Below are 26,595 nucleotides of genomic sequence, written 5' to 3'. Positions count from 1 at the left end.
GAGGGTGACCCCGGCGCAATCCGCATCTGCCTTGGCGCGCCGAAGGATCTTATAGAACTCTCAGATGTGCTTCAGATTCTATGCGATATCATGGGTCGCCACCCAGCAAGCGTCGCCTCCGTCGCATAGCAGGACGCTATATGGCCAAGTCCCAGTAGCTGCAAGCGGAGCCTCGCGGTTACTGTTTTGCCGTTGGATGGATGGCGGGCCCAAAAGTTTTTCGCCAGCTCACGACGACCTTCGCAATGCTCCGAGACGCTGCCAGCGCCCACAATAATGTTCTATGTGTCGAAATTCCATTGCAGCTGAAGCAGCGGGTGAAAGGAAGATGGGGGCTCGGACCGAACAATTGCGACCCGGATGGTCGTGTTCCCAACAGATACGCCGGGACCAGGTCAACGGCCACACAAGATCGTTCAGATGGCCAATCGCACAATTTGCATGCCAACCTCGGATTCGGCACCTGTGCTCTGCGACGCTAGATGCGGGAACAGCGTGTAGCGCTGGAAGACCATGCCGATGTTGCGCTTGTGCGACGGCACCGAGAGCAGCGAGCGGTCTTCGAGGAGCACGTCGCCCGAGCTCGGATCCTGGAAGCCGGCGATCGCGATTGAGCGCACGGAGCACGAGCAGATTGTTGTGTTCGCGGCTTACCTCACGAAATGAGAGAGGACTCGCCGCCTCGACGGTGGAAAGCCAAAAGCTGCTCTCACGCCAATTTCTGCAGGAGGTCTGTCCGGCTGGCGCAAATGCGTTTTGCAGCGCGCACCGGGGAGATCGTCATCTGTTTATATTGAGCGACATGCTCTCGATGCCTGCGCTCGGATCGCGGCAATGGCGCTTCGGGACTAGCGGGTTGATGGCGCGGGCCGAGCTGGCCTTGCGCGCCGGCGCGGTTGCCGCGCTCACTCTTGATGATACTGATTGGCAGTCGGCGGCCTACTTGAGGGCATAAAAGGCATCGTTGATAACGAATCCGTCCAGATCAGCGGCCCGTGCATAGGTCAGCAAATCGCTTGCGCGATTAATGAAGCCGGTGCCATTGAAGTTCAGCGATGTATTGCAAAGAACGCCGACTCCGCTTTTCGCCTTGAAAGAGGTAAGCAATTGATAAAGTCGCGGATTCTGCTTCCGCGAAACTGTCTGGGCCCGCGCTGTGCCGTCAGCATGCGTGACTGCCTTCAATCGGCTATCGAGAACCTTCTGGAAGAGAAGCATGTGCGGCGACGGGCGTGCCAAGTCGAAGTGGAGCGCGACGTCCTCTTCCAGGCAAACGGGCGCGATGGGACGGAAACTCTCCCGGTTTTTGATGCGGTTCAGCCGCTCATGGGTTGCCTTCGAAAAAGGCGCCGCGAGAATTGACCGGTTGCCGAGCGCTCGTGGCCCGATTTCGCAATTGCCCTGTACCCAGCCGATTATCTTGTCATCGAGCAACACCGAAGCTACCTGACCATAGTCGAGTGGGTGGACCTCGAGCCCGGTGCGGTCAATTTCGTCGAATGTGAAGGGCTGGCCTGAATAGACGTTCCATTTGATTTTTGCATTGCCTGTGAAATGCCGCATTGCGTCGACTGCGGTCCCGATTGCCGAGCCCGTATCGTTTGCGCATGGAGGAACGAAGACATCGGAAAAAAGATTTGTTTCGAGCCATCTGCGGTTCCACTCACAATTTAATCCGCATCCACCGGAAATCAGCAGCGGGTAGCCCTTTGTCAGGTGCTTCTTCGCGAAAGTGTGGAACGAATCGAAGATGGCGTCCGAAAAACGCCGTGCGAGGTTGGTGAACTTCTGATGCGTTACGCCAATGTTGTAATAGGGCGATTCTCGCAAATCCTCCTTGCTAAGGGGATACAGATCGCTTGGAAGCAGGAAATCGATTAGCGCCTGCTCGTCCCTGTCTGGCGATCCGGTCTGCCCATAGGCGCAAAGCGCCATCAGCTTGCCGGCGTCTACCAACCGCGTTGGTCCTGCGCGCGGATCGGCGAGCGCATAAAGGAAAGCATATTTGTGGCCAGGATTCGCCATTACTCTACCCAAATGCATGACCTGCAGGTATTCATCGATATGATAAAAATCGCCGCACCATCCTTCCCAGATCAGCCCGTAACAGGGCATCCCGGCGGGGAATGGCGACATGCCGTAGCAGCCCCAGAGATGGGAGCGCTCGTGCGTCGAGGAATAGAAATGCACCTTGCGGCCGAAGACCGTCCTCTCGCCGACAACATCCGATCCGTGAGCTATGCCGTAGTATCCTACCGGATCGTGGTTGAAGCCTGTGTCCCACCCACCGACAGCAAACACATCCGGAATGGCATCCAGGCGCCCAGCAGCCTCTAGGACAGTCATCGGGTTAATGGTCGAATATCTGGCAAAGCTATCCTTCTCAGCCTCGTAGGAATAAATCAGCTCGGCCGCTGATGCATCCAGTGCTGTGATTGCTCCGTCATGGCCTGGCTTGAACGACATTATTCGCATTTTTGTACTCCTGTACAAGATACCACTTACTTCACGGATTTTATATCGATAATGCCGTGTGACCAAGTGCGATCAAGATGCAGATAGCGACTCCGAGTTTAATTTGCGCGCGAACCCGCCATCATTCAATAGGTATAGGTGAGAAGTTTTTTAAATGTTTATGAAGAAATCTTGTGGAAATCAATTTATATTGCTGTTTGTTTTCAGTCCTATTTAACAATCGCGGCGTCTCTGGAGCCCGGAGGGGCGAAGGTCTCGGCTGCCATGCGCTGCAGGTTAGAGGCGAGCGCCCGTGCGGCTTCGCTCCGCAACATTGGTGCCCCCGACCAGCGGCAGGTCGTCGCTGATCCGGCGACGGCTGCAGTCAATTCTAAACCGCGTGCCGCTCGCAAAAGCCACGACGATCCTGACGGCCGGGGCCGGGCAATCGGCGACGGGGCGTTCGACACCGGGAAGATCGCTCACGTCGATGCGCGCGAAGGTCGCCATCGCCTGATCGGCATCGAGCTCGCCGCCGGCCATCTGCTTGCGCCAGGCATAGAGCTGTCACGGAGCTACGCCGAACGCTTCCGCGACCTCCGTTCATCGACGACCCCGTCGCGCTCGCCAGATCGACCAACGCGCGCTTCTCAGTGCAACTCCAAAGCCTTCGTTGCCGCACGCGCCCGGGCACCGTTCCAAGAATCTTCGGCCACCGCGGCGCCACTTAACTCGGCGGCCAGATCGCCCCTTGCATGTTCCAATGTCATGGCCCGAAAACTCCATGTTGGTCGGCCTATTGCAAGGTGCCTTGGCGCACCGCTTACTGCGTTCCAGTCCGCACGCGCGACAGCGAATGTGGTCGTGGCGATCAAGCAAGCCAGCTCGTTTTTTCCCTTCCGCCTGCTGGGCGTAGATTTCGACAAGGACAGCGCCTTAATGAAACGAGTGCGTCGTCTCCTGGTCTCCTGGTGCCGAAGTGAGGAACTGGAAGTGACGGGCTCTCGCGCCTCCGAAAGAATGACCAAGCGCATTTGGAGCGGAAGAGTGGCGCCATCGCGCGTCGTCTGGTGGGGTATGGCCGGTTTGCCGGCGCGGAGACCACAGTCGCCCATGCCCGCACGTCGACTGCGCTCTGCAGCGGCGTGGCCCCCTCAGTTCCTGCTGTCGATCTGGCGGGCCGGCCGCGCCGACGTGACCTCAGATTACCATGAACCCTGAGATGATCACGCCACTCGAGACGCACGCCACGGCCGACATTCTGCCCTCCCCGCATCTACCTCCAACAGCTGGAACGAGGGCGGCAGTATGCATCGTCGGTCATGGCGGGTGTGGCTCGCGAGATGAGACGGCAGGGTTTGGCTTGACAACTGGAATCATAATCCAATCAAATCGATTCCAATGATAAGTCGATGCCAGCATACTGTTTCATGGTCGTCTCTCCCGATGCTATGGAGCAGGCCATTCCTGACTCCGCGACACCATCAATGTGAGGGACGACCAGCGGCCTTTCAAACTTGGCTGGTTGGGCACCGCCCGTTACACATCTATACGGTGAAAAGGTCGACCGGCCCCGCTCCAGAGAGCGCTTCGACACAGGTTTCGGTAACTAAGTAGGTTCCGCCCAGCATCACCCCAAGCCCTTCTTGGGGGAGTGATAGCCATGAATGTACGTAGAAGGTCATACCGGGCTCTAACGTACCGCTCGAGAACCGATCGATTTGAAGTGAACTTAACCAAATCGGGGGGTAGGCGATGCCTATGCCGACACCGAAGCGCATCTGCGCGGCCTCATCGAGGCCGGCCCGCTCAAACGACTTCCGGGAGGCAATATCGATGTCAGCAACTCGCGCGCCAGGGTGGCATTTTTCCAGCCCCGCTAACAGGGACTCTCGCCCAACATCATATAGTCTGCGCGCGCTGATGCCGGGGTCGCCCGTTGCCATGGTTATCATCGACACGCTGTGGTATCGCCGGGCAACACCGGCGAACTCTAGGTGAACGAGTTCACCCGTGCCGATAATCTTCGGCATCGCGGTTGCGTGGCCGCCGGCTGATCGTGTTCCGCTTCCACATTCCGTCGGAAGAGCTGGATAATCACTGCCAGCTTCTCGGGCAGCCTTTTCTACTGCTGCACAAAGGACGAACTCGCTAATCCCTGGTCGTAAGGTCCTGCGGGCGGCTTCGAGGCCGAGGTTTGCATAACGGGCAGCTTCACGCATGTAGTGAATTTCCGCTGGCGACTTTATGAGTTGAATTCGGTTGAGAATGTGACTCACGTCATCGAATCGAGCCCCCCTCATTGCTCGTTCTAGGGCGCGCGCATAGCTCCCGGTAACGGCAGGTGACTGCATCTCAAGCCCCAAGCAACCATTCGCGATTCCATGATCGTGCGCGATCCCCCCCACCTGTGCGGACACATCGTCTACGAAGAGCTGGTAAGTCCGGACATCCGTGAGCCAGGAAGTCTCCTTCACCAAAGGAAGATCCACGTTGCGCACCAACAACGTCGGGTCGCGCGCGTCGTGAACGCTAAATACGAGAGCTTGCGGGCTGATATTTGCGCTAATAGAATCATAGCCTACTAGGTAAAAGAGGCTTTCTGGCGCAACAACGATACAGCCATCGTAGCCGGCTGACGCAAGTTCCTCGCGAGCCATAGCAATTCTAGCTCTGTGTTCGGCTTCTGGGAAAGCCGCAAATTCGGGGGTAATCACCGGTTCTTCTCCTTAGTGGTCTTTGGATCGGGATAATTGCAACTACTTCAACTTGTTACTTTCACGGACCATATCGTAAGCCCGATTTACGGCGTTGTAAGTCGGACCGCCCCAGCTTGTATTCGCGTCGGTGCCCGACTCCCCTAAGGTCGGCATGTTTGTTTTGCCGAGTAAAATGGCACCCGCCGCTCTCAACCGAGCAACGACCGGCGCATATGTGGCATGGGATGAGGTCAATTCCCCAGCTATGTCAATTGGCTCTTTGATCACGATCGGAACGCCCGCTAACGATCCTAGCTTCTCCCCAAACCCGAGGCGATTATTGATTGCCTTGGCGACATCAAGCGCATACGGGTTCAGTGTGACGAATGCGTTGTATGATGGTTGGTATTCGATCCAGCAACGCACGCGTCAGCTGTTTGTCCTGTGCTCCTGCCGTGGCGTTCGGCCCTTTCGTGTTCATGTATTCCGCCTTCGAGATAAATCGTGAGCGGGTCGCCCGCGAAGCCGGTCTCGCCGAAGCAACCACCACCGAAGCCACGCCGGTCACGGACAAGGCGCTCGCGATGGCAATGACTTTCTCCCTTGTCTACTGTCTGCCGCCCCTCGAGAATGGAACCAGCGTTGCCGAAGACCCAGACTGGCCAGCCCAGACAAAGCAACTGCGCGCTCGATCTGCCAGCAAGTCTCTACATGTTTACATCGTGTCGATTCCATGAAGGGGATTCTCAACGGACTCTCCGGTTTTTGGCTGGCCCGTCAATTTAACACAATAGAGTTGCCCGTATTCCAAGAAACGATGACGGGGGTTCCGCTGGCAAATTGGGCTTGCCCCCGATTCTGTTGCTTGACTGTTATGCTTTCTTCTCCGCAGCGAACCACGTAGCGGGTCAACTCACCCAGAAAAAGCGAGTCTTCAACAACGCCATCGAGGACATTCGGGACACCGGTTGTGGCTCCGCGCGGGCTGATATTAACATGCTCCGGCCGCACAAAGAGCCAGCCAGACTCGCCACCGGATTGCCCGTTTAAACGAGCCACGCCAGAAGCTCGCCCGCCAATGGTCACGGTGCCGGCTCCGTTCTCGATTTGACCGATGCGGCAGGGCAAAAGGTTAGATTCGCCGACGAAAGACGCGACAAAGCGGTCCTGTGGATTATAATACAGGCTCTTGCTGTCCGCTACCTGAACGAGTCTGCCTTCGTTAATCACGGCAATCCGATCAGACATAACCAGCGCTTCGTCTTGGTCGTGGGTGACGAAGATGACCGTGATATTCAACTCTTTTTGGATACGCATGATCTCGATTTTCATGTGCTCGCGCAAATTGCGGTCGAGAGCACCGAGCGGTTCGTCCATGAGCAGAAGGCTTGGGTCGAAGACGATGGCACGGGCAAGGGCGATGCGCTGCTGTTGTCCGCCGGAGAGTTGGTTGGGATATCGGTTGCGATACTCCACCATCTTGACCAATTCCAAAGCGCGCAAGACTTTCTGCTCGGTCTCGGCCCGCGCAACACTGCGAACTCTGAGAGGGAAGGCGACGTTCTCAACCACCGTCATATGCGGAAAGAGCGCGTAGTTTTGGAACACCATGCCGATGCCACGCTCATAAGGTGGCACGTCCACAATCGAGCGACTGCCGAGCAACATGTCGCCGCCACTCGGCGGCTCGAAGCCCGCGATCATTTTCAGCGCGGTGGTCTTTCCGGAACCTGACGGGCCAAGGAAGGTCACGAATTCGCCCGGCTCAACGTAGAGATCGAAGTCGCGCACCACGTGGAGCCCGCCGTACCACTTCTGGATTTTCTTCATTTCGAGACTGGTGGACATTGTTTGCCTCCCTTTCATTTGCCTGTGCCAGCAGAGGTACGCCTGTCGTGCCGCACCTTGATCCACTGTGCCGTCAAGATTGCTGCCGCAACGAGCAGCACGATAAACGTCGAGGCCGCACTGAGCAGCGGGTTGAGTTCGTATCTTATATCGTTCCAAAACTTGAAAGGTAGCGTCAGCGTCTGCCGCCCGATCATGAACATTGTGATTAGGAGTTCGTCGAACGAAGTTAGGAATGCGAGCAAACCCGCCGTCAGCAGCGCCGGCTTGAGGAGCGGCAATGTCACAAGGCGGAGGACCTGCAACGGACGGGCGCCATGGATGGCCGCGGCTTTTTCGAGTGACTGGTCAAAACCACGCAATGCCGCGGCCATGACGACAACAACGTAGGGTACCGACAGGAGGACATGACCGATCACTAGCCCGGCGAAGCTGCCAAGCAAGTGAATGCGTGCCTCAAAGATGTAGAGAGCAGTCGCGATAACGATGACAGGTACCATGAGAGGCGACAGAGAGAACAAGAACAATGCTCTTTTGATCGGTAGCGTTGTGCGCACCAGCCAGAAGGCGCCCATGGTGCCAATGATCGTGGCAAAGAATGCAGAGAAGAACCCGAGCTTGACGGAGAATAGAAACGATTCGTGCCAATCCCAAGCATGTGCCAGTTTCGCCCACCATTGGAGCGAAAAGCCTGGGGGAGGAAATACGACGAAAAGGGACGAACTGAACGAAAGCAGGAAAACGACGATCAGCGGCGCTGTTAGAAACACAAGAATGACGATCGTGTAGGCCCAAAGCCAGCGGGCGTTACGTGTCAGAAGTGGCTTAGTTACCAAATGGATCATGGCCTCTGCTGTGCTTAGAATTGGTTGTACAGCCTGTTTCAAGTCCCCGAAAGAACGAGAGTTCGCGTGGGGCTTTCGGCTTGTGATTTCGACGGTAGGGGAAGACCAAATCATTTCGAGCGGAATGAACAGGCTTGCGAAGAAGAGAATCCCCATCGTGACAAGAAGGAGCACGATTGACGACGCAAAGCTCAGCTCGAAATTCAACAGCGTCGTCATTTGCGTGACGATCAGCTGCGATATCATGGCGTCGTGTGGCCCACCGAGAAGGGCCGGGGTTATGTAGAAGCCGATCGCAATGATAAAGATCAGAATCCCGGCAGAAAAGACGCCGGGAAGCGACATGGGGAAATACACCCTCAGGAAGGCCTGGACCGGTTTGGCGCCCAGAATTTGAGCGGCGCGCGCAAAATTGTGGTCGATCCGCACCATCGAGGAGTACATTGTAAAGATCGCGATCGGCATCAACACGTGCACCATCCCAATTACAACTGCAAATGTTGTGTTGAGGAGCGGCAAAGGCTCGCTGATGAGACCGAGCCAGATCAGCGTGTTATTTATAGGCCCTTGGCGACCGAGGATGATCATCCAGGCGTACGTCCGGATGAGAAAGGCCGTGAACAGCGGAAGGAGAATGAACACGGTCACGAGCGACAAGGCGCGCGACCTAATCTGTGTCAGCAGGTAAGCGACGGGGTACGAGGTTGCCAGCGACAGAAGCGTGACGATCAACCCAACCTTCAGGGTCTGAAGCATGACGCTGAGGTTTGTCTCGTCAAAGAATATGCGTGTATAGTGCGAGAAGGTCAGTTTGTCACCTTCGACGCTACCCCAAAGAATAATCGATAGCGGTATGACGAGGAATCCAACTAGGAGCACGACGATTGGCGCGGCAATGATAGCACCGCGGATCCCTCGGTGTGCTAGTAGCGCGTTCAGGTGATATTGGCTCCTAGGCACATTTGCGACTGCCGCCTCCGCGGCGTTTTCTTTTGCCAGGAGAGTGGTCATGTTATTTTGCTCCTTCCCTACGTCCCTCACGACCGACTTTAACTCCCTTCAACGGCGACCGACTGTACGGACGTCCGCCGGAATCGATGCCTGCGTTATGCGCCAAGGGCCAAGCCGCTTTGGGCGCTCAGGTCTCTGCCAAAGTGTCGCCAATCGTCAATTGTCCCAAGTGGCTGGCCTATGTCTCCATCGAACAGTCACTTGGAATTTCTCATCTAACAGCAGCGGGTGGCCAGATTGGACTGATCCTATGGGATTCGCCCGACAAACACTGCCTCCCAGAATGCCGTTGCGTGCAATGCTTCCCGCATTGGCAGGCGGATCACTGCGCCAAAACTGCCTGGCAACGTTCGATCGCGTAATCCAGATTAGTATGGCCATCGGGCCTGGCCGTTGACCACCACGCGTAGTCTTGGGTAATCTGTTTCTCCGCGATTCCAGGGGCCCCCGGCAAGTTCTCGGCCAGTTCCTTCGGAAGCAGTTTGTACGCGTCTTTGTTTACAACACCGTAAGGAATTGCTTCTGCAAAGGCCGCTTGCGCTTCTGGACGAGCAATATAGGCAAGGAACTTGGCCGCGTTTACTTGGTTGGGCGAGCCCTTCACGATTACCCAATCGTCATATTGCAGAAGGGATTGATCCCACGACAAAGCCACCGGTGCGCCTTGCTTCTGCAAGTTGACAATTCGACCATTCCACGCCGATCCCATATCGGCTTCGCCGTCGATAAGACTCTGCGGAGCCAAACCACCCTCGTCCCATCCCCACCAGCGCCCGACGTGGGGGGCAATTTGCTTTAGCTTGGCAAAGGCTCGATCAAAGTCGAGTGGATAAAGTTTTTCCGGCGGAACGCCGTCACCCAAGAGCGCTCCTTCGAGCAAACCGCCGTAAAGGGTATTACCACAATTCGGAAGGGCCCGCTTCCCCGGGAACTTCGCCACGTCGTAAATGTCGACCCAGTTTTCAGGATGCTTACTACCTTGCGGATATTTTTTGGTGCTATATGTAGGAACGACAGAGTAAGTATTAGAGCGAAAGGAATATTCACTTCTCGCCTGTTTGGGGATGCCTGCCAGCGTTTCCTGCGAAAAGTAGCTGTAATCGATCTTGTCGACAAACCCTTTGTCGATCCAACTCGGAACTTCACCTCCGCTGACAAAGGTCAGGTCAGCTTCAGGCTGTCCAACCTTTACCGAGGCCATGAGCTTCGCATTTGTTGTAGGAACCACCACTACTTTGATGCCGGTATCGCGCGTAAATGGCGCGAACCATGCCTTCATTCGGGCATCATCAAATGCACCTCCGCCGCCAGTTGTGGTCACAAGTTCTCCTGTGCCCTTGAGGTTGTCGGGAATGTCCTGGGATTGCGCGGTTTGCAACGCTGCCAGCAGAAGCGCCGCACCAAGCGCAAACTTCGCGGTTGTGGATTTCATCGTCTTGCTCCCTGTTCTTGTTAAGATTGCCCGCAATTTATGCTTTCAATGTCGCGACGGCGCGAGCGTTTCCGTGCGCGTATCGAGGCTTAGCGTCTGCCATCTACCACGGCTGGTTCCCCTAGATCACAGCCAGCTCTAGGTCCCTGCCGCCCGAGCATTCCAACCCACTTTCGGTCAGTACGTAGGTACCGCCGATAAGGATGCCGTAACCGTCTGCAGACCGCATATGCGTGTGAATCAGAAAGGTCGTATCGGCCTGGAACCGCTCGGCAATAAGCCAGATGGGGTCTTGGACGCCATGGTGATAGACGCGCAGGTCATTGGCCCTAGAGAACTCTCGCGCGTTCACCAAGTCCGTGTCGCGGAAGATGAGCATCGGATCCTCAATAGCGCCGAAGACAAGAGCTTGGAGCGTGAAATCGGGTGTGGCCCTCAAATCCGGCTAAGTGATTGAGATGTTCCGGGGTCACGCAGACAAGGGCGTCGAGCTTGGCCTCGGCGAAAGCCTGCCGAGCGCGAGCAAGTCGCTCACGATGCTCCGCTTCCGGAAAGGGCGGGGCAGGCTGGATCGGGCGTGGGTGACGCAACATAGTCTGGTCCCCTGACATTGGATTATGTCATTTGTTGAATGCACCATATCATTTTTGCGACTCAACGCAAGATCATAGTTTGGCCACCGTTTTTCCGCCTCCGAGGGGAGCGACTTCTTCAGCAGGGTCTGGAACGATGCGCCAAGAAAGCCTGTTCGGGCAGACATGACGTTTATCGAGAGTCCAGCAGGTCGGGCGGTCTTTTCTGTTGGTTCCGTAGCTTGGGGCATCAGTCTCCCGCATGCAGGCTATGCCAACAACGTCGCAGAGACTTCTGAAAGCGTACTGCGCCGCTTCCGAGATCCGGTTCCCTTCCATCTGCCAGACCAATCCGGATGACGAGTGAATTGGCGTTATGTCTGCACTCCGGTTCGAACTGGCTGCAGGTACTATGCTTTCGGGCCGAGGAGCTACATGGGCCAAACACAATGTCGGTGCATGGACCAGAGGCAAAGCACGTCCAGTGAACGCTGAATGGATTGTAATAGGACGACTGCGCTCTGTGCAGTTACTGCTCTCGATCTGGCCGGCCGGCCGCGCCGACGTGACTTCAGATTACCACGAAGCCTGAGGTGATCACGCCAGTCATAAAGTCGTTGGCGACTGATGCCAACCTCGTCTGCCAACTTGCTGACGTTTTCGCTCGCCTCCATGCGCTGGAGAAGCTCCAGCTTTTGGTCCTCATCAATAACTCTTTGCCGTCCGGCCATGCCCCAGTTTCCTCTCTTGCAGGGAAACTGTCCGCGATCTTCCTTGTCTCAGTCTGGGGGGTGCACTCCAACCCTGTCCGGAGATTACCGGAAATCCTGTCCGGACTTTTCCGCAACCCGCAGGCAAGTGCGCGACCGCGCGCATATGGACCTTTACGCGCGACGACCGTCCGTTTGCCGGGCCTGCGCCGCCGGCGGCGATCTATTACGCCTCGAGCGACCGGCGAGGCGAGCATCCCCAGAAGCATCTGGCCGGATTCGGCGCATCCTTCAGTGCGACTGTTACAGTGTCTTCGAGCCGTTGTTCGACCTCGAATTGGCCGACATCGCGAAAAAGGCCCCGGATGGCAAGGAGGGCAACCGATCTCCCCGATCGCGCTGGAGGCAGTCAGGCGCCTCGGCGCGCTGTTCGAGATCAGGCGCGCCATCAACGGCCGCAGCGCGGACGAGCGGTATGCCGTGCGGCAGGAGAAGCAAACCACTTCTCGACGACATGTACGCCTGGTTGCTCCGCGAGCGCGATACCCTCTCGCGCTCTTCCGAGGTCCTGAAGCCGATCAACTACATGCTCAGGCGCTGGGCCGACTTCGCCCTCTGCATCGACCACGGCAGGATCTGCCTCAGCAACAACGCGGCCGAAAGAGCGCTGCGTGGCATTGCTCTGGGAAGGCGCAACTGGACCTTCGCCGGTTCCAGCGCGGCCCAATCGTGCCGCCGTCATGCTCACTCTCATCACGACCTGCCGTCTCAACGGCCGCGTAAACAGCTTCCGGAACAACGCTTCCGAACGCTCCAGCCCTTCATCGATAAGGATCAATGACTTCGACTTGTTGACTTGGCCGCCGATCAGCCTTCTCGTGAAGCCGATCCGTCGTCGCCCGGTCGAAACCCTTCCAAGCGCTACGCTCGTTAGCGTCAGCCATAACAGCGCCAAAACTGCGTCGTCGATCTTGTCCTCATCGATCTCCATGAACGATATTACCACGCGCGAAGCTCCAAGATCTCGCGGTCCTGCTCGGATGATGCGATTCAAGTCCAATTGACAGACTTGGCCGCAAACACAGCGTCCTGCTATGCGACGGAGGCGACGCTTGCTGGGTGGAGACCCATGATATCGCATAGAATCTGAAGCACATCTGAGAGTTCTATAAGATCCTTCGGCGCGCCAAGGCAGATGCGGATTGCGCCGGGGTCACCCTCACCCACCGCAGAGGCGATGGGTGGCGTTACAAGTATGCCGCGACCTCGTGCAGCGGCGGCAAATTGATCTGCGGACCACTCTTGCGGCAATGGCAACCACCCGAAGAAGGCTGGGAACTGAAGTCTTGGCGCTTTGGGGAAGACGTCCATGAACACGCGGTAACGCTCCAGCGCCTGCCGGCGCCGCTCACGCAGAAGTTCTTCCAGCTTACCGTTTTCAATCATCCGCACCACCGCCTCGCCTAGCATGGGAGCCACAAACCAGGCCGAGGCGTGCAGGAGCAGCTCGGCTTGAGCAATGTAGGCCGTCGGAACCGTCAGTGTTCCGAGTCGGAAGCCTGGCGCGATGCATTTGGAGTAGGACGTGACGTAGAAGGTGTGCCCCGGTGCCAATGAGGCGATCGGCACGGGACGCTCAGTGAAGAAAAAGCCGTAGACGTCATCCTCGATGACGGTGAGATCGAGCTCCTCAGCCACTTCGGCGATACGCCGGCGCCGGGTCAGGCTCATGGTGCGTGCTGTTGGGCTCTGGAGCGTTGGCATGCAATAGAGCACCCGCGCACCGGAACGACGGCAGGCTTGTTTCAGCGCCTCTGGATCCATTCCCTCCTCATCCATCTCCACAGGCACCAAGGTGAAATGGCTGGCTGCAGCGATTGCCTTAAAGCCGGAATACGTGAAGGCATCCACCAAGATGCTGTCGCCTGGCTTCGCCACCAGGCGCAGCGCGATGTCGATGGCGTGCTGGGCGCCGTTGCACAGGAACAGCCGTGCCGGCTCGACGGCAAAGCTTTTGTCAGACAGCGAGGCTGCTACGATTTCGCGGTGCTTCCAGATGCCGCCGTGGGGGTGGTAGCGCAGCAACGGCGCAAGATCACGCTCGCGCACCACCTCGCCAAACAACGCGGACAGGATCTGCGTTTCGTTCCCCTCGGCGGGCACGTTCAGCGCTAAATTGACTGGTTCATGTCCTGTCGCCGCCTCTGCGCGGGCGGCGGAACGGCGACGGACGAAGGTGCCCTGCCCGACATGGCCGCTGACGATACCGCGCTGTTCGGCCGCCTGATAGGCTTTGCTCACAGTGCCGACGGAAAGACTAAGCTCTCGCGCTAGGTCACGGTGCGGCGGCAGGCGGTCGCCATCCGACAACCGGCCGTCGGCGATGTCCTGCTCCAGAGCATTGACCAGAGCAAGGTAGCGCGGTCCCTCGGAGGCGAGCTGCCGTGGCCGCCAGCCCGCAAATGTCCCGTCCAAGCTCATGCCCCGCGCTCCTTTTCTTCTTGGTCTCATCCCCTGCTAGAGATGAAGATGGCCGACATATTTTCTTACCGTGTAGGATTCCAGACCCTCAAGGCCGCCTTCGCGGCCCCAGCCGCTATCGCCTATCCCGCCGAAAGGGGTTTCTGGGATTGTCACCACCATCTGGTTGATGCCAATCACGCCCACCGCCAACTGCTCCGCTATGCGGTTGGCAGTTGCAGCGGAGCGCGTAAAGGCATACCCGGCCAAACCATAGGGCAATGCATTCGCTCGCGCGAGGCCCTGTTCTATATCATCAACAGGTTGAACCAACGCAAGTGGGCCAAACGGCTCCTCTGTCATGGCTCTTACCTGATCAGGAGCGTCCGCCAGGATCGTCGGCATATACATCAGGCCAGGAGCTTTGATGCGCTCGCCACCAGTGATAAGCCGCGCTTGGTGGGCAAGAGCGTCGCTAATGAGGTCGTCCATCGCCGCAACGCGGCGGGTGTTGGCAACCGGACCAATCGTCGTGCCCGCTTGCAAGCCATCGCCAACTACCTGCTTGTCGACGAATGCCCGAGCATGTTCGAGGTATTCATCGTAAATCGGGCATTCGACGAAGAAGCGTGTCGGCGACGTGCAAACCTGACCGGCGTTGCGCAGCTTGATCGCCATGGAGAGTTCTGCCGCGCGCTGAACGTCGGCATCTCTGGCGACGATGACGGGAGCATGGCCACCCAGTTCCATTGTGGCGAGGGTCAGGGTCTCTCCTGCCAACCGCGCGAGATGACGTCCGACCGAAGTGGATCCGGTAAAGGAGATCTTCCGGATGATCGGTGAGCGAATGAGATACTCGGAGAGCTCGGCCGGCACCCCGAAGACAACATTCAGCACACCATTGGGCAAGCCTGCATCAGTGAGCGCCCGCGCAATTTCGAGCGTCGTGCCAGGTGTTTCTTCAGCGGGTTTGATGATGCAGGTGCATCCAGCAGCAAGCGCGGGGGCGATCTTGCGCGCGGGCGTCACGGCCGGGAAGTTCCATGGCGTAAAGCACGCCACAGGGCCAACCGGTTCCTGTGTGACTGTCTGGCGCATATCGGGCAAACGTGCCGGGATAACACGGCCATAGCTACGCCGCCCCTCTTCTGCGAACCAGTCAAAGAACTCTGCCGCGGCGGTGATTTCACCTTTCGCCTCCGCCAGGGTCTTACCTTCCTCCAACGTCAGCACCGTAGCAATGTGGTCCAGACGCTCCCGCATCAGGTCAGCGGCGCGGCGCAGGATCTGGGCACGCTCGTAGGGCGAGGTGCGCTTCCAGGCCTCGAAGGCCCGGCTTGCCGCCGCGAGTGCGCGGTCAAGCTCTGCCGTGCCGGCGTGGGGTAGCGTGCCGAGGGGCTGTTCTGTGGCAGGATTGAGAACGATTTCACTCCCGGCATTGGTTTCCTCGATCCATTCGCCGTCGATGAGAAGTGCCAGTTTCGTGTACATATTTTTTTCCTTGGACTTGGAAGGTGCGCTCAGACGCCAGCAAGGCGCAAACGCGATGGGAACAGGTCCGGGCCGAAGGTATCGCTGGAACGACCCGGTAGAACTTCTGTGTGGATCGCCTTAGGCGTTGGCCCAACGGGCGAGGCCTGCGTCGGCGATGATCTTGGCGATGGCGGCTTTCTGTTCGTCTGCCAGCGGCAGCAGCGGCAGGCGCGGGCCGCCGGCGTCGTGGCCAAGCTGGCTCATGGTCTCTTTGATGGCCGCGTAATAGGCCCCGGCCTGGAAACAACGGTAGAAGGCGAAGACGTCGCGGCCGAGGTCCTGCAGTGCCTTATCGCCAGTAAACGCCTTGTCCCAGTAGTCACGGATCAACGGCCCCGCAATCTGGTGCGCCATGGCGACGACCCCGTGAGCGCCAACGGCGCGGGCGGGCACGATCATGGTTTCGTAGCCGACGAAGACGCGGAGTTTGTCACCCACGCGCTGCACCAGTTCACTCACCTGCGTAATGACGCCGGAGCTGTCTTTGATGGCGACCACGGTTGGCAGGGCGGAGAGTTGCTCCACCAGAGCCGGAGTGATGTCGATGCCTGCGCGGCGCGGGCTGTTATAGAGCATCAGCGGCAACGACGTGTTCCGGGAGATGTACTCGAAGAAGGCCACGATCTCACGCGGGCTCGGCATGGCGTAGATGGGTGGCAGGATCATGCCGCCCGCGCAACCCGCCGTCACGGCCGACTGACACGCTTCCAGCACATCCCCGACACGCAAGTCGGCGACGCCTGCCAGGACGGGTACCCGCGCGGCCACATGATCAACCGTCAACTTGTAGAGGCGTGCACGCTCGGCCTTGGTGAGAGCATAGAATTCTCCGGTGCTGCCAGCCGCGACGACGCCCTGCGCGCCATTGGCAATGGCGTCGTCGATGAGCGCCTTGTATCGGATCTCATTAATGGAGCTATCGGCTCCAAAGGGAGTGACGAGAACGGGGAAGATACCGCCCCAGTTTACATCGGCCATGGTCTACTATCCTTTGTTGGGAGATGTGGTTGGAGGTGCCTCCGCCGGGACAGCGAGCGGACCGAGAAGGCGGGCTTGTTCCGTGAAGCGGCCGACGAAGGCCGCGAGTCTCGCGTTTGCGCCCGACAGCAGGAGTTCACGCGGAGCGCCGCTGGCGGCCACGACGCCCTGGTCGATGAACACCACCCGATCGGCCAACTCATAGGCGAAGCCGATCTCGTGGGTAACGATAACCATGGTCATGCCATCGGCGGCGAGCTGGCGGATGGCGGCAAGCACGTCGCTTACCAGTTCCGGGTCCAGCGCCGAAGTAGGCTCGTCGAACAGCATGATGGTGGGCTGCATAGCGAGCGCCCGGGCGATGGCGATGCGCTGCTGCTGGCCACCCGACAACTGTGACGGGTATTTATGTCCGGCGTCGGAAAGTCCCATGCGAGTAAGGAGCTCATGAGCCAGTGCCTCGGCTTCGGCACGTGGCACTTTCTTCACCACCAGGGGGGCTTCGATGATGTTTCCCAGCGCGGTGCGGTGCGGGAACAGGTTGAAGTTCTGGAATACCAGGCCGGTCTTGAGGCGCACGGCGCTCACCTGCCTGCTGGAAAGCCTAAGCCGCTCGGAGTCGGTGCGGCGGAAAAGAGACGCGCCGTGGATGACGATCTCGCCCTGGTCGGGCTCCATCAACAGGTTCATGCAACGCAGCAGCGAGGTCTTGCCCGAGCCGCTGGAGCCGATCAAGCAAACCACCTTCCCGCGATGGACGTCAAGATCGACGCCGCGTAGGACATGGTGCGTCCCGAAGGACTTCTCGATGCCGCGTACACTCAGAACGACTTCGGTCGATTTTGCAGTCGTCACGCGACCTCCTTGCGCTCGAACCGGCGCGAAAGAGCGCTGAGGGGAAACAGGATGGCGATGAAGATGGCTCCGATGGCGGTGTAGACCTCCATTGGCCGGTAGGTGAAACTGGCTATGTAGCCCGCCTGATAAAGCAGATCGGGGATTGTCAGCACCGAGAGGAGCGTGGTGTTCTTGAGCTGCATGATGGTTTGACCCACCAGCGGCGGCACCATGCGGCGCAGTGCCTGCGGCAGGATGATCCGCTTCATGCGCTGGACGTACCCCATGCCCAGCGCAACGGCAGCGTCAGTCTGGCCACGGTCGATGGACTGGACACCGGCGCGCAGGATCTCGGCATAGAAGCCACTGGCATAGAACCCGAGACCGAGGATGCCCGCTGTTTCCTTGCCGATCTGGATCTGAAAGAGGATTGGCAGGGCATGATAGATCCACATGAGCAATATTAGCAGCGGGATATTGCGGAAGAACTCCACCCAGATTCGACCGGTCCAGCGTAACAGTCGCCAAGGACTGAGCTGGAGCTGTGCCATCAAGAACCCGATCGCGAGGCCGATGGCGCAGGTATAGATCGTGTATTTCAGAGTGATGAGCAGGCCGCAGGCAAGGATGTCCCAATTCGCGACGACGACGGAAAGATCGAATTTCACAACACGCTCCGTCAGCTGGGAAGAAAGCCGGCTGGCAGCGGATCGTCCGCTTCCAGCACCAGGGTGGAAAATGCGCTGATATGGGCCATGCCGCGCACCTCTGGGATAACGGCGGATTGGCCGTCCTTGCCTTGAGCCACCTCCGCGACCTTGGCTGTGAAGGGCACCCCAAGGATGTTTTCGGCCCGGTAAGGGGCGCCAATCGTCAACTCCCCACGAGCGTGAAGCTGGGCTAACCGTGCGGAGGTACCGGTGCCGCAGGGCGAACGGTCGAACTTGTTGCCTGCTAAAATCACCAGATGGCGGGCGCCGCCCTTGATAGCGCGATGAAATAGCACGCTGCCGACCTGCAGGTGACCGCTTACAGCGTTCAGCGCCTCCTTGATGGCCATCCCTGCGTGGCACCAGCGGCTGGCGTGGTCGATATCGAAGGGAATATCAACCTGGCTCGCATCGACCAGAGCATACATGATGCCGCCATAGGCGATGTCGCAGGTCACCGTGCCGAGGTCCTCGACCTCGACCGCTACATCGGCGCAGGCGAGATAGGATGGCACGTTGCGTAGCACCACTGAGGTCAGCTGGCGGGCTTCGAAGGCGCCGGCCACGTGGATGATACCCGCCGGGGTCTCGATGGACACGCCGTTTTGTTCAAAGCCCTGCGGCAGTGCGCCCGTGGCGGCCAAGCTGGCGATGTAGCCGATCGTGGCATGGCCGCACATGTCGAGGTAGACGTAGGAGGAGATGAAGAACAACCCTTGATCTGCCTCGCGGGAGGGCACGGGCACCGCTGCCACCATGGCGGCATGCCCACGAGGTTCGTGAAGCAGCAACCCCCTCAATCCATCATGGACCGCGCGGAAATCGTCCCGCTGGGTGAGCACACTCTGTCCGCGCAACGGAGGGATGCCCGAGATGACCGTGCGAGTCGGATGCCCTGTGGTATGGCTGTCGATGACGGAGAAGAGACGGCTCGTGCGCATGGGCGGCTCACTTTCCAGACTGGGGAACTACCTTCATGTCACTGCCGCGCTCGATCCGGCAAGGAGGCCGTTCCGACTAGCGTGGCGCCACCAATCGCGGCAGCGACGACCGCACTTATCCAACGGGTCATTGAAGTCTGTTTTTGCTATTGATTTATGTCATTGTTAATTGAACTATATCATTGTTGCGAGACAGCGCAAGATTTAACTTGCGCTCTCCCTACCTTTATCGCACACGATCACAATCGTAGGGGCGCGCCGCCGGCGCCGGGGTTCGATGATCATTCACACTGTCGCTCATAGGGATTCTCCGCATGATTCATGCGGTATGCGGGCTCAGCGGCCCTAAAGCTATGTGGGGCAGCCTACGCGCTTAAGAACGACAGTAGCCCGCAGCGACCTACGGCGCACTACGGCCAACAGTTACCTTGGGGCCCCGCTGGAGACAGTCACTCCCTCTTGCAATTGGACGACGCGCGTCCCTTTGAACGGCCTGTAAGCTCAGCGGCACAACCCGGGAGTACGTCATTCGCTAGGAGTGCGCCGCCATCAGGCCGAGGCCGGCCGCAGCAATCCTCGCTCCCGCCAATCGCACAAAGCCACGAAGGCGCTGACCCGACAACAGACCAAAGCCGATACCTGCGGCGTGCAGTAGTGCCGTGGCAAGGACGAAGCCGGTGATATATTCGAGGCCGCCTGCGTTCTCCGGGATCTCGGTGCCGTGCGCGTGGCCATGGAAGAACGCAAAGAAGCCGATGATGATCGCCCCTGCGGCCACCGGCAGGTCTACCGCAGCAGCGATCAGCAAGCCGAGCGCAACAATCGAAGCGAAGATAACAGGTTCGACAGGGGGAACCGGGACACCTGCGATCCCCTGCGCGCCGCCCGTAAGCATTAAGCTGAGAAACGCCACCGGCCAAGCCCACAAAGCGCGTCCGCCCTTCAGCGCGGCCCACAGGCCAACCGCGACCATCACGATGACGTGGTCAAGTCCGAAAAGCGGGTGCGTGAGGCCGGCCGCAAACGAACCCGCCGAGCCGACCCCCGTATGCGACGAGGCCGGACCGCATGCAGCGCCAAGCATGATTATCGCAAAGGCTATTCCGGTGAATTTGCTTCTGGTCATCGGATTATCCACGGGGGTCGCTCTTTCAAAAACCTGGGCGATTGTCGAGATTATAGTATTAATCATGCTCTGAATGGTGCGCGGCCACGGTATGGCTGTGATCAAGTCCCATTTGATGCATCCGGTTGTGCAGGCGCCGATGCGCCGACTGGAGCAAAAGCCGCATCTCCTTGTACCGTTTCGCCTCGGCGCGGGTTCCGATCGTGTCGATGTAGGCTATCGCCCCCTCGATCTGTTCCAAGATTGTGAGCGCGTCGGCAGCCGCGAAGAACTGAGAACCCTCCACATCGATCATAACTGGCGACGAATGCGCGGCAATCATCTCCGGCTTGTCATCGTATTTCGCGCGGACTAGCAACGCGAACCAGGAACTCTTGGTGATACGCACTGACCAACTCCCCGTGTCCTGGTCCGGCCTGATTGTGCGACTCTCTCTAACCTCACCATTGACGACAAGCTGGATCGTGGTCATGGGAACTGTTACGCTTGCAACTTTCCAGCTCACATCCACCGTTCCACCTGATGAAGGCATGGTCATGCGGCTGCCCATCGGCCTTCCATCCACGTGGAAATCCAGCAGAGGACCATAAGTCACGAACGAATGACCTGCGCGGACAGCGTTCATCCAGGTCTCGTAGGAGAATTCCCGATGATCTAGGATTTTTGCGTAAGTCCGGACAGCCCCCACTGCGTATCGAGCGGACATCTTGTCTGTTCCGGCCACCGCCGGAATAAGATATCCATTGTTAAGGTAGCGATACCAATCGGAGAGCGCGTAAGGATCAACGCCACGGTAAGAGCTGCCTCGAGAGCACAACTCGACCGCGTCCGCCTCCTCTAGAACTATCGTTGCGGCGTTCTCAAGTCGGGGATCGGGAAAGTGCGGCAGCACCACGAGGCCGCCTTGCTTTCGACATTTCCGCGCCCATTCAGTGAGGAGCACATCGACTGGGTCACCGAGGGCTGACTCATCAGGGCCGCCGGAGCACAGCGGGGAGATCATGTTGCCTGAGTATCCTAGAAGCGAGATGTGGCCGAGGACATGCTGACGGTTTTCAGTGCCGACGCGAACCAAAAACTCGCCGTCACCTCCCGCCGCCTTCGTTCCGAAAGTTGTGTGACCATCGAAGTCGCCCACATTAGTCATCATCTCCCCCCACTGGCTGGCAAGAAGATTGACTACGTTCACGCCCTCCGCTGCTCCTTCCAGCATGGCTGTTGCCGGCGAAAGGAAATGAACGTGGGTGTCAGCGGTGACCCATCCCTCCTCGCGCCAGTGAAGAACCTTCTCGATCTCAACAGTGATTTGCTCCGTTTCCGGCGTGACAATGATCATTTTCCGGATTGGCTTAACTTCGAATCCTTTTGTGATTTCTAAATAGACTTCACCTAGCGGTAAATTGATAGAAGTCTTCCCAGAAATATAGGTAGATAGGTGGTGGCCATGGCAAAGATCTGGACTGTAATTCTCAAACCATCCGGGATTCGGGACGCGCGTGCGGTCTGTGGGAGCAAGATACTCCCCCATCCTACCATGCACGTGAAGCTTGACGGGGACGACCTTATTCGTTCCCGCCTCGATCACACGAAGGATCACGAGCCGATCGGCTGGTGCCACTGCTTGCAAGACGAAGCCGTTCTGAGCCGTGCCGGGATCAAGTTCGCGGACAGCAATACGGGTGCCGTCCACGAAGTGGAATGCAGCGTCCTCGTGAGCGGTGTACTCAACTAGGACTTCATTTAGCGTCGTACCTGGCTCCAGGTTTTGACGCGTCTTTTCCCAATCCTCTGTGGGATAATCGAGGCGCGGGCTAGCAGTGATAAGTTGGCCAAGATCAACTTGGATCTTATCCAGAAGACTGTGCTGGTCGAGACCGGGATCGAAGCTCAGTTCGGCTGGAAACCTGAGGAACGCTTTCCTGCGCTTTCCCCAGCGGAGCGGCATTGAGCGGGCGTTGCCTGCGGAAAGTCCAGAGATGAGTAAAGTGCCGCAGACCGGTTCGAACCTGAGCGCCTCCACCGCTTTCTCTGGATGCGAATTTTCGAAGGCCCACAGGAAGTTAATCCAGGGCACCGAATCGTCGACAATCAGTTGCTTCTGGCGTGCCCCCCATTCGACGGGGTATCGGTAACCAGCGATGTCGCCCATCGGCTTCGGCTCGTTAACCCCATTCAACGAGAGCGGACGAGGCTTTATGGCCGTTACCGCTTGGGTGCATTGCTCGCCCCACCGGAAATCAAACGAACCGACTTCATGGCGCCGCCGTATCTTCGCTCTTTCCTCAGATCCATCATCGTAAATCAGGACGTAATTTCCCGCGTGTTCTCCGAGTTGGCCGATTCCTCGCATCGGAGAAATAAGCCCATTCTGATCAGGGGCGAGCGGCCGAATATCAGATGCATGCAAGAAGACGAACCATCGAGCGGTGGTCGGTGGAATCTGTACTGTAACCGCCTGGTCCCTGAGAAAAACCGGGTTCCCTATTTCAAACGGGATGCCCCAAGCCACGCACGAGCCGGAATGCGCGAACGGGACTGCCTTTGCCAGCTCCACTGACGCGTCTGAATGTCGTGCTAGCTCCTCGAATGAGACCGTCCCATTAAGGGGGACAGGCCGGAAAACGGATGAAGCGGGGCCGTCTCGGTGAGCCATCGTACTATAGTCGTCCATCTCTTTAGCCTGGGCTGCCATGTGACGCTGGTGCGTGCTACGCAAGGTGATGTACGTGATCTGCCCTGCTCGTCGTGCTGGCTATGTACGCAGCATTCGCCCTAACGCCAGCAACTGCGGCCTAGTGACTGGGTCGTCGGCGCCGTCGGCAATAGGGTGCGACGCGAAGCGTGCAACCACCATCTCGACCTTTGGCGCGATATACAGGCGCTGGCCGTGGATACCCCGTGCTTCGAATGAGCCCAGCTCGTCGTGCGACACCCACCACTGGCTGCGATAGGAATAGCCTGATTCGAGCTTAGCGTTGGGGGTGCCTTCTCGCACATCGCGCACGACGGACGCGGGAATGAGCTGCTTTCCATGCCACTCTCCTTCACATCGCATCATTTCGCCAAAGCGCGCAAAGTCCCGCAGGGTCGCGCTCAGGCCGCCCTCAGCCGTGGGCATGCCGGCCGGGTCGACCTCAACGTAGCCATCCTGCTCGCAGCCGAGCGGCCCCCATAGGAGATCCTGAAGCAGTTGTACGAACGAGCGTCCGGTCACGCGCATTATGACCCAAGCCATCACCTGGGTGTTCAAGCTTTGGTAGACGAACTCGCCGTGCGAGCCTTGCTTGTGTACAGTGCGCAGGTAATCGCACGAGGTCCGTGGCCCGTCGTAGCCAGCCGGCCGCGGCAGCCGTCCGAAGGCCCATCGATATGTCCAGAGGTCGGACTGCTCGTCGACATAGTTCTCCCTGAAGGCCAATCCAGTTTGCATGTCCATTACCTGGCGGAGCGTGGCATCCTCCCACGCCGTGCCCTGTAATTCGGGCAGGTAGTAGGAGATCATCTTTGACTCGTCGAGCACGCCTTCGTGCACGAGCACTGCAGTGAGCGTACCGGCGTACGACTTCGTGCACGACTGACACTCATGCGGTAGGTTCGGCTCAAGCGCGCCGAAGTAGCGCTCGTATACTATCCTCCCGCGATGCAACACCACTATGCCATCGGTGTAGGTGTCGAACAGCGCGTCATCGAAGCGTCGGGTGCGACCGTTCGTGTCGGCGAAAGTGAGCGCGTCAATCTCGGCGGACTTGTCGCTATGTTCGAATTGCGAAGGCATGCCCAGCCCGCGCCACACGTTTGCCGTGGGCATGAGTTCGCGCATGTGCGAAAACGACCAGCGGATATGTGGGAAATCACGGAAAGTGCCGCTCTCGAACGTGATGCGTTTGTCAGCTGGTGGAGGCGCACCGCGCATCCAGCCGAGCTCGCGCGGATCAGACGCTCGGGCGTCGAGATAGTGCTGTCCGTTGATTTCGACCATCCCCATCACAATCTCTTCTCTTCGACGTTTCCGGTAAGTGTGGCCATCTCAAGTTCTTTTCATAAGCTCGCTTCAGCTTTTCCTTGTCATGCTTATGTGATCCGTAACGCAGCGAATGATGAGGTCGCTCGTGCCCCCTCCCGGTCAACTTTGGGAGGTCTGAACTGCGCTTTACCCGGAGACTAGTGCCATTATTTTACACGTGACTTATGGGAGTATCTCAAAATTGACCCGTCAGCGGATGCCGCGCAGGCGCTCCGAACGCCGTCGCAGCAGCTCCGCAGTGATCAGCACAGTCACCGCGAACAGGATCAGCACGGTGGCGGCAGCAGCAATGCTGGGACTGATCTGCTCGCGGATTCCGGAAAACATGACCTTGGGCAACGTGGTCTGTTCGGGGCCTGCGAGGAACAGGGCGACCACCACCTCGTCGAAGGAGGTGAGGAACGCGAAGAGCGAACCGGAAATCATGCCTGGAAGTATGAGCGGCAGGGTGACCTTGAGGAAGACGGTGATTGGCGACGCGCCGAGGCTGGCGGCTGCGCGGGTCATGGAGTGATCGTAACCCGCCAGGGTTGCGGTCACGGTAATGACAACGACTGGTGTGGCTAGCGTGGTGTGCGCCAGGATCAGCCCGGTATAGGTGTTGAGCAGCCCGATATCAGCGTAGAAGAAATACGTGCCCACGGCTGTGATTACGATCGGGACGATGACGGGCGAGATCAGGACGCTCATTACGGCGGTGCGCCAAGGAAAGTTGGGGCGGCTAAGCCCGAGCGCGGCAAGCGTGCCGAGAACAGTGGCCAGCAGGGTGACCGACAGGCCGACGAGGAGTGAGTTACGCAGCCCTCCCTGCCAGCGCTCGGTCATGAAGATCTCCTCATACCACCGCAGCGACAGACCAGGCATCGGAAACGTGAAGAAGGGAACAGAATTGAACGAGAGTGGGATGACCACCAGGATCGGTGTGATCAGAAACAGCAGCACGGCTCCGCAGATCAGTCGATGCAGATAGTACCAGCCCTTCTCAATCGGAGAGGCATAGGTGGAAGCGGCCATGGGTCTTATCCCATCCTGACCCGGTCGACGCCGACCAGCTTGTTGAAGACAAAGTAAAGCAGCAGCGTCGCGGTGAGCAGGATGGCGCCAAGAGCCGATGCCATGCCCCAATTGAGCTGCTCGTTGGTGTAAGTGGCAACGAAATTGCTGACCATCATGTCACCAGGCCCCCCAACGAGCGCCGGCGTGATGTAGTAGCCCAAGCACAGAATAAAGGTCAGCAGACAGCCAGCGGCGATCCCCGGCAGAGTCTGCGGGAAGTAGACCTTCCAAAAGGCGTAGAATGGGCCGGCGCCAAGCGAGCGGGCGGCCCGAATGTGGTTGGGCGAAATCGACTTCATCACACTGTAAATCGGCAGCAGCGTGAATGGCAGCTGAATTTGGGTCATGGCCAAGACGGTGCCGAACCGGTTAAAGATAAGTTTCGCTGGGTGCGATAATATATGCAGCGACATCACGATCTCGTTAATTACCCCGTAATCCTGCAGAAGCACGACCCAAGCTATCGTTCGCACCAGAACCGAGGTAAAAAACGACGTCAATACGCCCATCAAGAGCAAGTTGCTGATCCTGGCGGGCAGGATTGCAAGTAGATAGGCGAGTGGAAAGCCCAGGAGGAGAGTCGCTGCGGTCACGCCGATGCTGATGCCAAGCGTGCGCAGGAAGATGTCACGGAAGATTGCGTTCTCAGGCGGCGAAGCGACGATCCGGCTGTCGGAGTCATATTGGAAATCGACGGAACGTAGTAGGTAAAAGGCCGTATAGGACGAACTCCCGCGCTTCAGCAGACTCCAGACCTCGTGCTTACCCCAAATTGGACTTATCTCAATCATTGCAGCCTTGTAGGGGCCGGCGGAAAGCGAACTCACCTTTCGAGCGCTCGATCTTACCTGGCTGCTAATGCTAGGCAGCTCGTAGTTCATACGCTCGCCGATTTTGCCCGCCGTCTTCTGCGCCCATGCCTGATTGAGGTCTGCAGCGAGCGCGGCATAGACACGCTCGTCGGGTAGGTCGTTGCTGTCCCAGACGCTCAGCGCTGACGTCGTCCTTGGCATCAGTACTTGCAAGGTATCATCATGGATCGCGCCGAACATCATGCGCCCGATCGGAAAAACAAACGAGATGAGAATGAACACGAGGACCGGCAGGACGAAGGCGAAAGCCCACAGCTTGCGTCGGCGCTCGACACGCTTCAACTTGATCCGCAACGGGACGCCGTCGCCACTGACAGTGAGCAGGGCTGAATTTGTGACCATTGTCGTGATCGACTCTTCTGTCATCTTTCAGATCTTCGTCGTTGCGGCGAGGTGAACCAAAACCTCGCCGCCGACCTACCAGCTTACTTTGAAATCCACGCGGTAAAGCGCTGCTCCAACTGATCGCCGTTATCACCCCAGAAGG

General features: G+C 58.3%; 21 protein-coding genes and 3 pseudogenes. 2 read left to right on the top strand and 22 right to left on the bottom strand.

The window, feature by feature from the left end; all coding sequences use genetic code 11:
- Nucleotides 1-479: 479 nt before the first annotated feature.
- The 5 genes and pseudogenes from EN745_RS07980 to EN745_RS07945 form a co-directional block, all read right to left on the bottom strand.
- A pseudogene (locus EN745_RS07980) lies at nt 480-605 on the bottom strand (polyamine ABC transporter ATP-binding protein); the annotation flags it as partial.
- A gap of 334 nt (nt 606-939) precedes the next feature.
- Nucleotides 940-2,475 (bottom strand): carbamoyltransferase C-terminal domain-containing protein, encoded by a 1,536-nt coding sequence (locus EN745_RS07970; protein WP_127420946.1) that lies wholly within the window; start codon nt 2,473-2,475, stop codon nt 940-942.
- Nucleotides 2,476-2,751: 276 nt separating this feature from the next.
- A complete protein-coding gene (locus EN745_RS36005; RefSeq protein ID WP_189362989.1) occupies nt 2,752-2,997 on the bottom strand; it encodes a hypothetical protein in 246 nt (81 codons plus the stop codon).
- A 1,004-nt stretch (nt 2,998-4,001) separates the two neighbouring features.
- Nucleotides 4,002-5,171, bottom strand: a complete 1,170-nt coding sequence (locus tag EN745_RS07950) for a Xaa-Pro peptidase family protein (RefSeq protein ID WP_127420945.1) — start codon at nt 5,169-5,171, stop codon at nt 4,002-4,004.
- A gap of 42 nt (nt 5,172-5,213) precedes the next feature.
- Nucleotides 5,214-5,579 (bottom strand): amidase family protein, encoded by a 366-nt coding sequence (locus EN745_RS07945; RefSeq protein WP_127420944.1) that lies wholly within the window; start codon nt 5,577-5,579, stop codon nt 5,214-5,216.
- Between EN745_RS07945 and EN745_RS07940 the strand changes: the two genes are divergently transcribed.
- A complete protein-coding gene (locus EN745_RS07940) occupies nt 5,549-5,890 on the top strand; it encodes a hypothetical protein (protein ID WP_189362990.1) in 342 nt (113 codons plus the stop codon). The two genes, EN745_RS07945 and EN745_RS07940, sit on opposite strands and share 31 nt — an antisense overlap.
- Nucleotides 5,891-5,930: 40 nt before the next feature.
- Here the strand turns inward: EN745_RS07940 and EN745_RS07935 are convergent, their stop codons facing one another.
- From EN745_RS07935 to EN745_RS07910, 5 genes are all read right to left on the bottom strand, one after another.
- Nucleotides 5,931-7,001 carry an ABC transporter ATP-binding protein gene (locus EN745_RS07935; protein ID WP_127420942.1) on the bottom strand — a complete coding sequence of 357 codons (1,071 nt, stop codon included), beginning with the start codon at nt 6,999-7,001 and terminating at the stop codon, nt 5,931-5,933.
- Nucleotides 7,002-7,015: 14 nt separating this feature from the next.
- The gene (locus tag EN745_RS07930) at nt 7,016-8,857 is read right to left on the bottom strand and encodes an ABC transporter permease subunit (protein ID WP_127420941.1); all 1,842 of its coding nucleotides are present in this window, start codon (nt 8,855-8,857) and stop codon (nt 7,016-7,018) included.
- Nucleotides 8,858-9,179: 322 nt separating this feature from the next.
- Nucleotides 9,180-10,289 carry an ABC transporter substrate-binding protein gene (locus EN745_RS07925; protein ID WP_127420940.1) on the bottom strand — a complete coding sequence of 370 codons (1,110 nt, stop codon included), beginning with the start codon at nt 10,287-10,289 and terminating at the stop codon, nt 9,180-9,182.
- A 121-nt stretch (nt 10,290-10,410) separates the two neighbouring features.
- Nucleotides 10,411-10,668, bottom strand: a complete 258-nt coding sequence (locus EN745_RS07920; protein ID WP_127420939.1) for a hypothetical protein — start codon at nt 10,666-10,668, stop codon at nt 10,411-10,413.
- A 624-nt stretch (nt 10,669-11,292) separates the two neighbouring features.
- A complete protein-coding gene (locus EN745_RS07910; RefSeq protein WP_127420937.1) occupies nt 11,293-11,592 on the bottom strand; it encodes a helix-turn-helix domain-containing protein in 300 nt (99 codons plus the stop codon).
- A 125-nt stretch (nt 11,593-11,717) separates the two neighbouring features.
- Here EN745_RS07910 and EN745_RS07905 point away from each other — a divergent pair.
- A pseudogene (locus EN745_RS07905) lies at nt 11,718-12,344 on the top strand (transposase); the annotation flags it as partial.
- A 2-nt stretch (nt 12,345-12,346) separates the two neighbouring features.
- Here the strand turns inward: EN745_RS07905 and EN745_RS07900 are convergent.
- The 12 genes and pseudogenes from EN745_RS07900 to EN745_RS07845 all read right to left on the bottom strand — a co-directional run.
- Nucleotides 12,347-12,562 (bottom strand): annotated as a pseudogene (locus EN745_RS07900) (DUF6429 family protein); the annotation flags it as partial.
- Between the two features lie 101 nt (nt 12,563-12,663).
- The gene (locus EN745_RS07895; protein WP_127420936.1) at nt 12,664-14,052 is read right to left on the bottom strand and encodes a PLP-dependent aminotransferase family protein; all 1,389 of its coding nucleotides are present in this window, start codon (nt 14,050-14,052) and stop codon (nt 12,664-12,666) included.
- Nucleotides 14,053-14,088: 36 nt separating this feature from the next.
- Nucleotides 14,089-15,522, bottom strand: coding sequence for an NAD-dependent succinate-semialdehyde dehydrogenase (locus EN745_RS07890; RefSeq protein ID WP_127420935.1), 1,434 nt, complete (start codon nt 15,520-15,522; stop codon nt 14,089-14,091).
- 120 nt (nt 15,523-15,642) lie between these two features.
- Nucleotides 15,643-16,542 (bottom strand): dihydrodipicolinate synthase family protein, encoded by a 900-nt coding sequence (locus EN745_RS07885; protein ID WP_127420934.1) that lies wholly within the window; start codon nt 16,540-16,542, stop codon nt 15,643-15,645.
- Nucleotides 16,543-16,548: 6 nt separating this feature from the next.
- Nucleotides 16,549-17,397, bottom strand: coding sequence for an amino acid ABC transporter ATP-binding protein (locus EN745_RS07880; protein ID WP_127420933.1), 849 nt, complete (start codon nt 17,395-17,397; stop codon nt 16,549-16,551).
- On the bottom strand, nt 17,394-18,047 hold the full coding sequence (locus EN745_RS07875; RefSeq protein ID WP_127420932.1) for an amino acid ABC transporter permease: 654 nt from the start codon (nt 18,045-18,047) through the stop codon (nt 17,394-17,396). The genes EN745_RS07880 and EN745_RS07875 overlap by 4 nt, the downstream gene beginning before the upstream one ends.
- Nucleotides 18,048-18,058: 11 nt before the next feature.
- Nucleotides 18,059-19,030: a proline racemase family protein gene (locus EN745_RS07870; protein ID WP_127420931.1), complete on the bottom strand. Its 972-nt coding sequence runs from the start codon at nt 19,028-19,030 to the stop codon at nt 18,059-18,061.
- A gap of 532 nt (nt 19,031-19,562) precedes the next feature.
- A complete protein-coding gene (locus tag EN745_RS07865; RefSeq protein ID WP_127420930.1) occupies nt 19,563-20,156 on the bottom strand; it encodes a HupE/UreJ family protein in 594 nt (197 codons plus the stop codon).
- Nucleotides 20,157-20,214: 58 nt separating this feature from the next.
- On the bottom strand, nt 20,215-22,710 hold the full coding sequence (locus tag EN745_RS07860) for a CehA/McbA family metallohydrolase (RefSeq protein WP_127420929.1): 2,496 nt from the start codon (nt 22,708-22,710) through the stop codon (nt 20,215-20,217).
- 198 nt (nt 22,711-22,908) lie between these two features.
- Entirely contained in the window at nt 22,909-24,141 is a 1,233-nt protein-coding gene (locus EN745_RS07855) for a serine hydrolase (protein WP_127420928.1), read from the bottom strand.
- Nucleotides 24,142-24,369: 228 nt separating this feature from the next.
- Nucleotides 24,370-25,194: an ABC transporter permease gene (locus EN745_RS07850; RefSeq protein ID WP_127420927.1), complete on the bottom strand. Its 825-nt coding sequence runs from the start codon at nt 25,192-25,194 to the stop codon at nt 24,370-24,372.
- Nucleotides 25,195-25,199: 5 nt separating this feature from the next.
- Nucleotides 25,200-26,474, bottom strand: a complete 1,275-nt coding sequence (locus tag EN745_RS07845; protein WP_245487663.1) for an ABC transporter permease — start codon at nt 26,472-26,474, stop codon at nt 25,200-25,202.
- Nucleotides 26,475-26,595 lie beyond the last annotated feature (121 nt).

Origin of the sequence: Mesorhizobium sp. M4A.F.Ca.ET.022.05.2.1 (genome assembly GCF_003998845.1) — a bacterium.
GTDB lineage: Bacteria > Pseudomonadota > Alphaproteobacteria > Rhizobiales > Rhizobiaceae > Mesorhizobium.
The sequence above is the reverse complement of the archived record's forward strand: the minus strand, read 5'-3'. Positions and strand labels throughout refer to the sequence as shown.

Excerpts from the sequence above, each read along its gene's own strand:
- EN745_RS07970 (WP_127420946.1), bottom strand. The coding sequence starts at position 2,475 with ATGCGAATAATGTCGTTCAAGCCAGGCCATGACGGAGCAATCACAGCA.
- EN745_RS36005 (WP_189362989.1), bottom strand. The coding sequence starts at position 2,997 with ATGGCCGGCGGCGAGCTCGATGCCGATCAGGCGATGGCGACCTTCGCG.
- EN745_RS07940 (WP_189362990.1), top strand. The coding sequence starts at position 5,549 with ATGATGGTTGGTATTCGATCCAGCAACGCACGCGTCAGCTGTTTGTCC.
- EN745_RS07935 (WP_127420942.1), bottom strand. The coding sequence starts at position 7,001 with ATGTCCACCAGTCTCGAAATGAAGAAAATCCAGAAGTGGTACGGCGGG.
- EN745_RS07930 (WP_127420941.1), bottom strand. The coding sequence starts at position 8,857 with ATGACCACTCTCCTGGCAAAAGAAAACGCCGCGGAGGCGGCAGTCGCA.
- EN745_RS07925 (WP_127420940.1), bottom strand. The coding sequence starts at position 10,289 with ATGAAATCCACAACCGCGAAGTTTGCGCTTGGTGCGGCGCTTCTGCTG.
- EN745_RS07920 (WP_127420939.1), bottom strand. The coding sequence starts at position 10,668 with ATGCTCATCTTCCGCGACACGGACTTGGTGAACGCGCGAGAGTTCTCT.
- EN745_RS07910 (WP_127420937.1), bottom strand. The coding sequence starts at position 11,592 with ATGGCCGGACGGCAAAGAGTTATTGATGAGGACCAAAAGCTGGAGCTT.
- EN745_RS07895 (WP_127420936.1), bottom strand. The coding sequence starts at position 14,052 with ATGAGCTTGGACGGGACATTTGCGGGCTGGCGGCCACGGCAGCTCGCC.
- EN745_RS07890 (WP_127420935.1), bottom strand. The coding sequence starts at position 15,522 with ATGTACACGAAACTGGCACTTCTCATCGACGGCGAATGGATCGAGGAA.
- EN745_RS07885 (WP_127420934.1), bottom strand. The coding sequence starts at position 16,542 with ATGGCCGATGTAAACTGGGGCGGTATCTTCCCCGTTCTCGTCACTCCC.
- EN745_RS07870 (WP_127420931.1), bottom strand. The coding sequence starts at position 19,030 with ATGCGCACGAGCCGTCTCTTCTCCGTCATCGACAGCCATACCACAGGG.
- EN745_RS07865 (WP_127420930.1), bottom strand. The coding sequence starts at position 20,156 with ATGACCAGAAGCAAATTCACCGGAATAGCCTTTGCGATAATCATGCTT.
- EN745_RS07855 (WP_127420928.1), bottom strand. The coding sequence starts at position 24,141 with ATGGGGATGGTCGAAATCAACGGACAGCACTATCTCGACGCCCGAGCG.
- EN745_RS07850 (WP_127420927.1), bottom strand. The coding sequence starts at position 25,194 with ATGGCCGCTTCCACCTATGCCTCTCCGATTGAGAAGGGCTGGTACTAT.
- EN745_RS07845 (WP_245487663.1), bottom strand. The coding sequence starts at position 26,474 with ATGACAGAAGAGTCGATCACGACAATGGTCACAAATTCAGCCCTGCTC.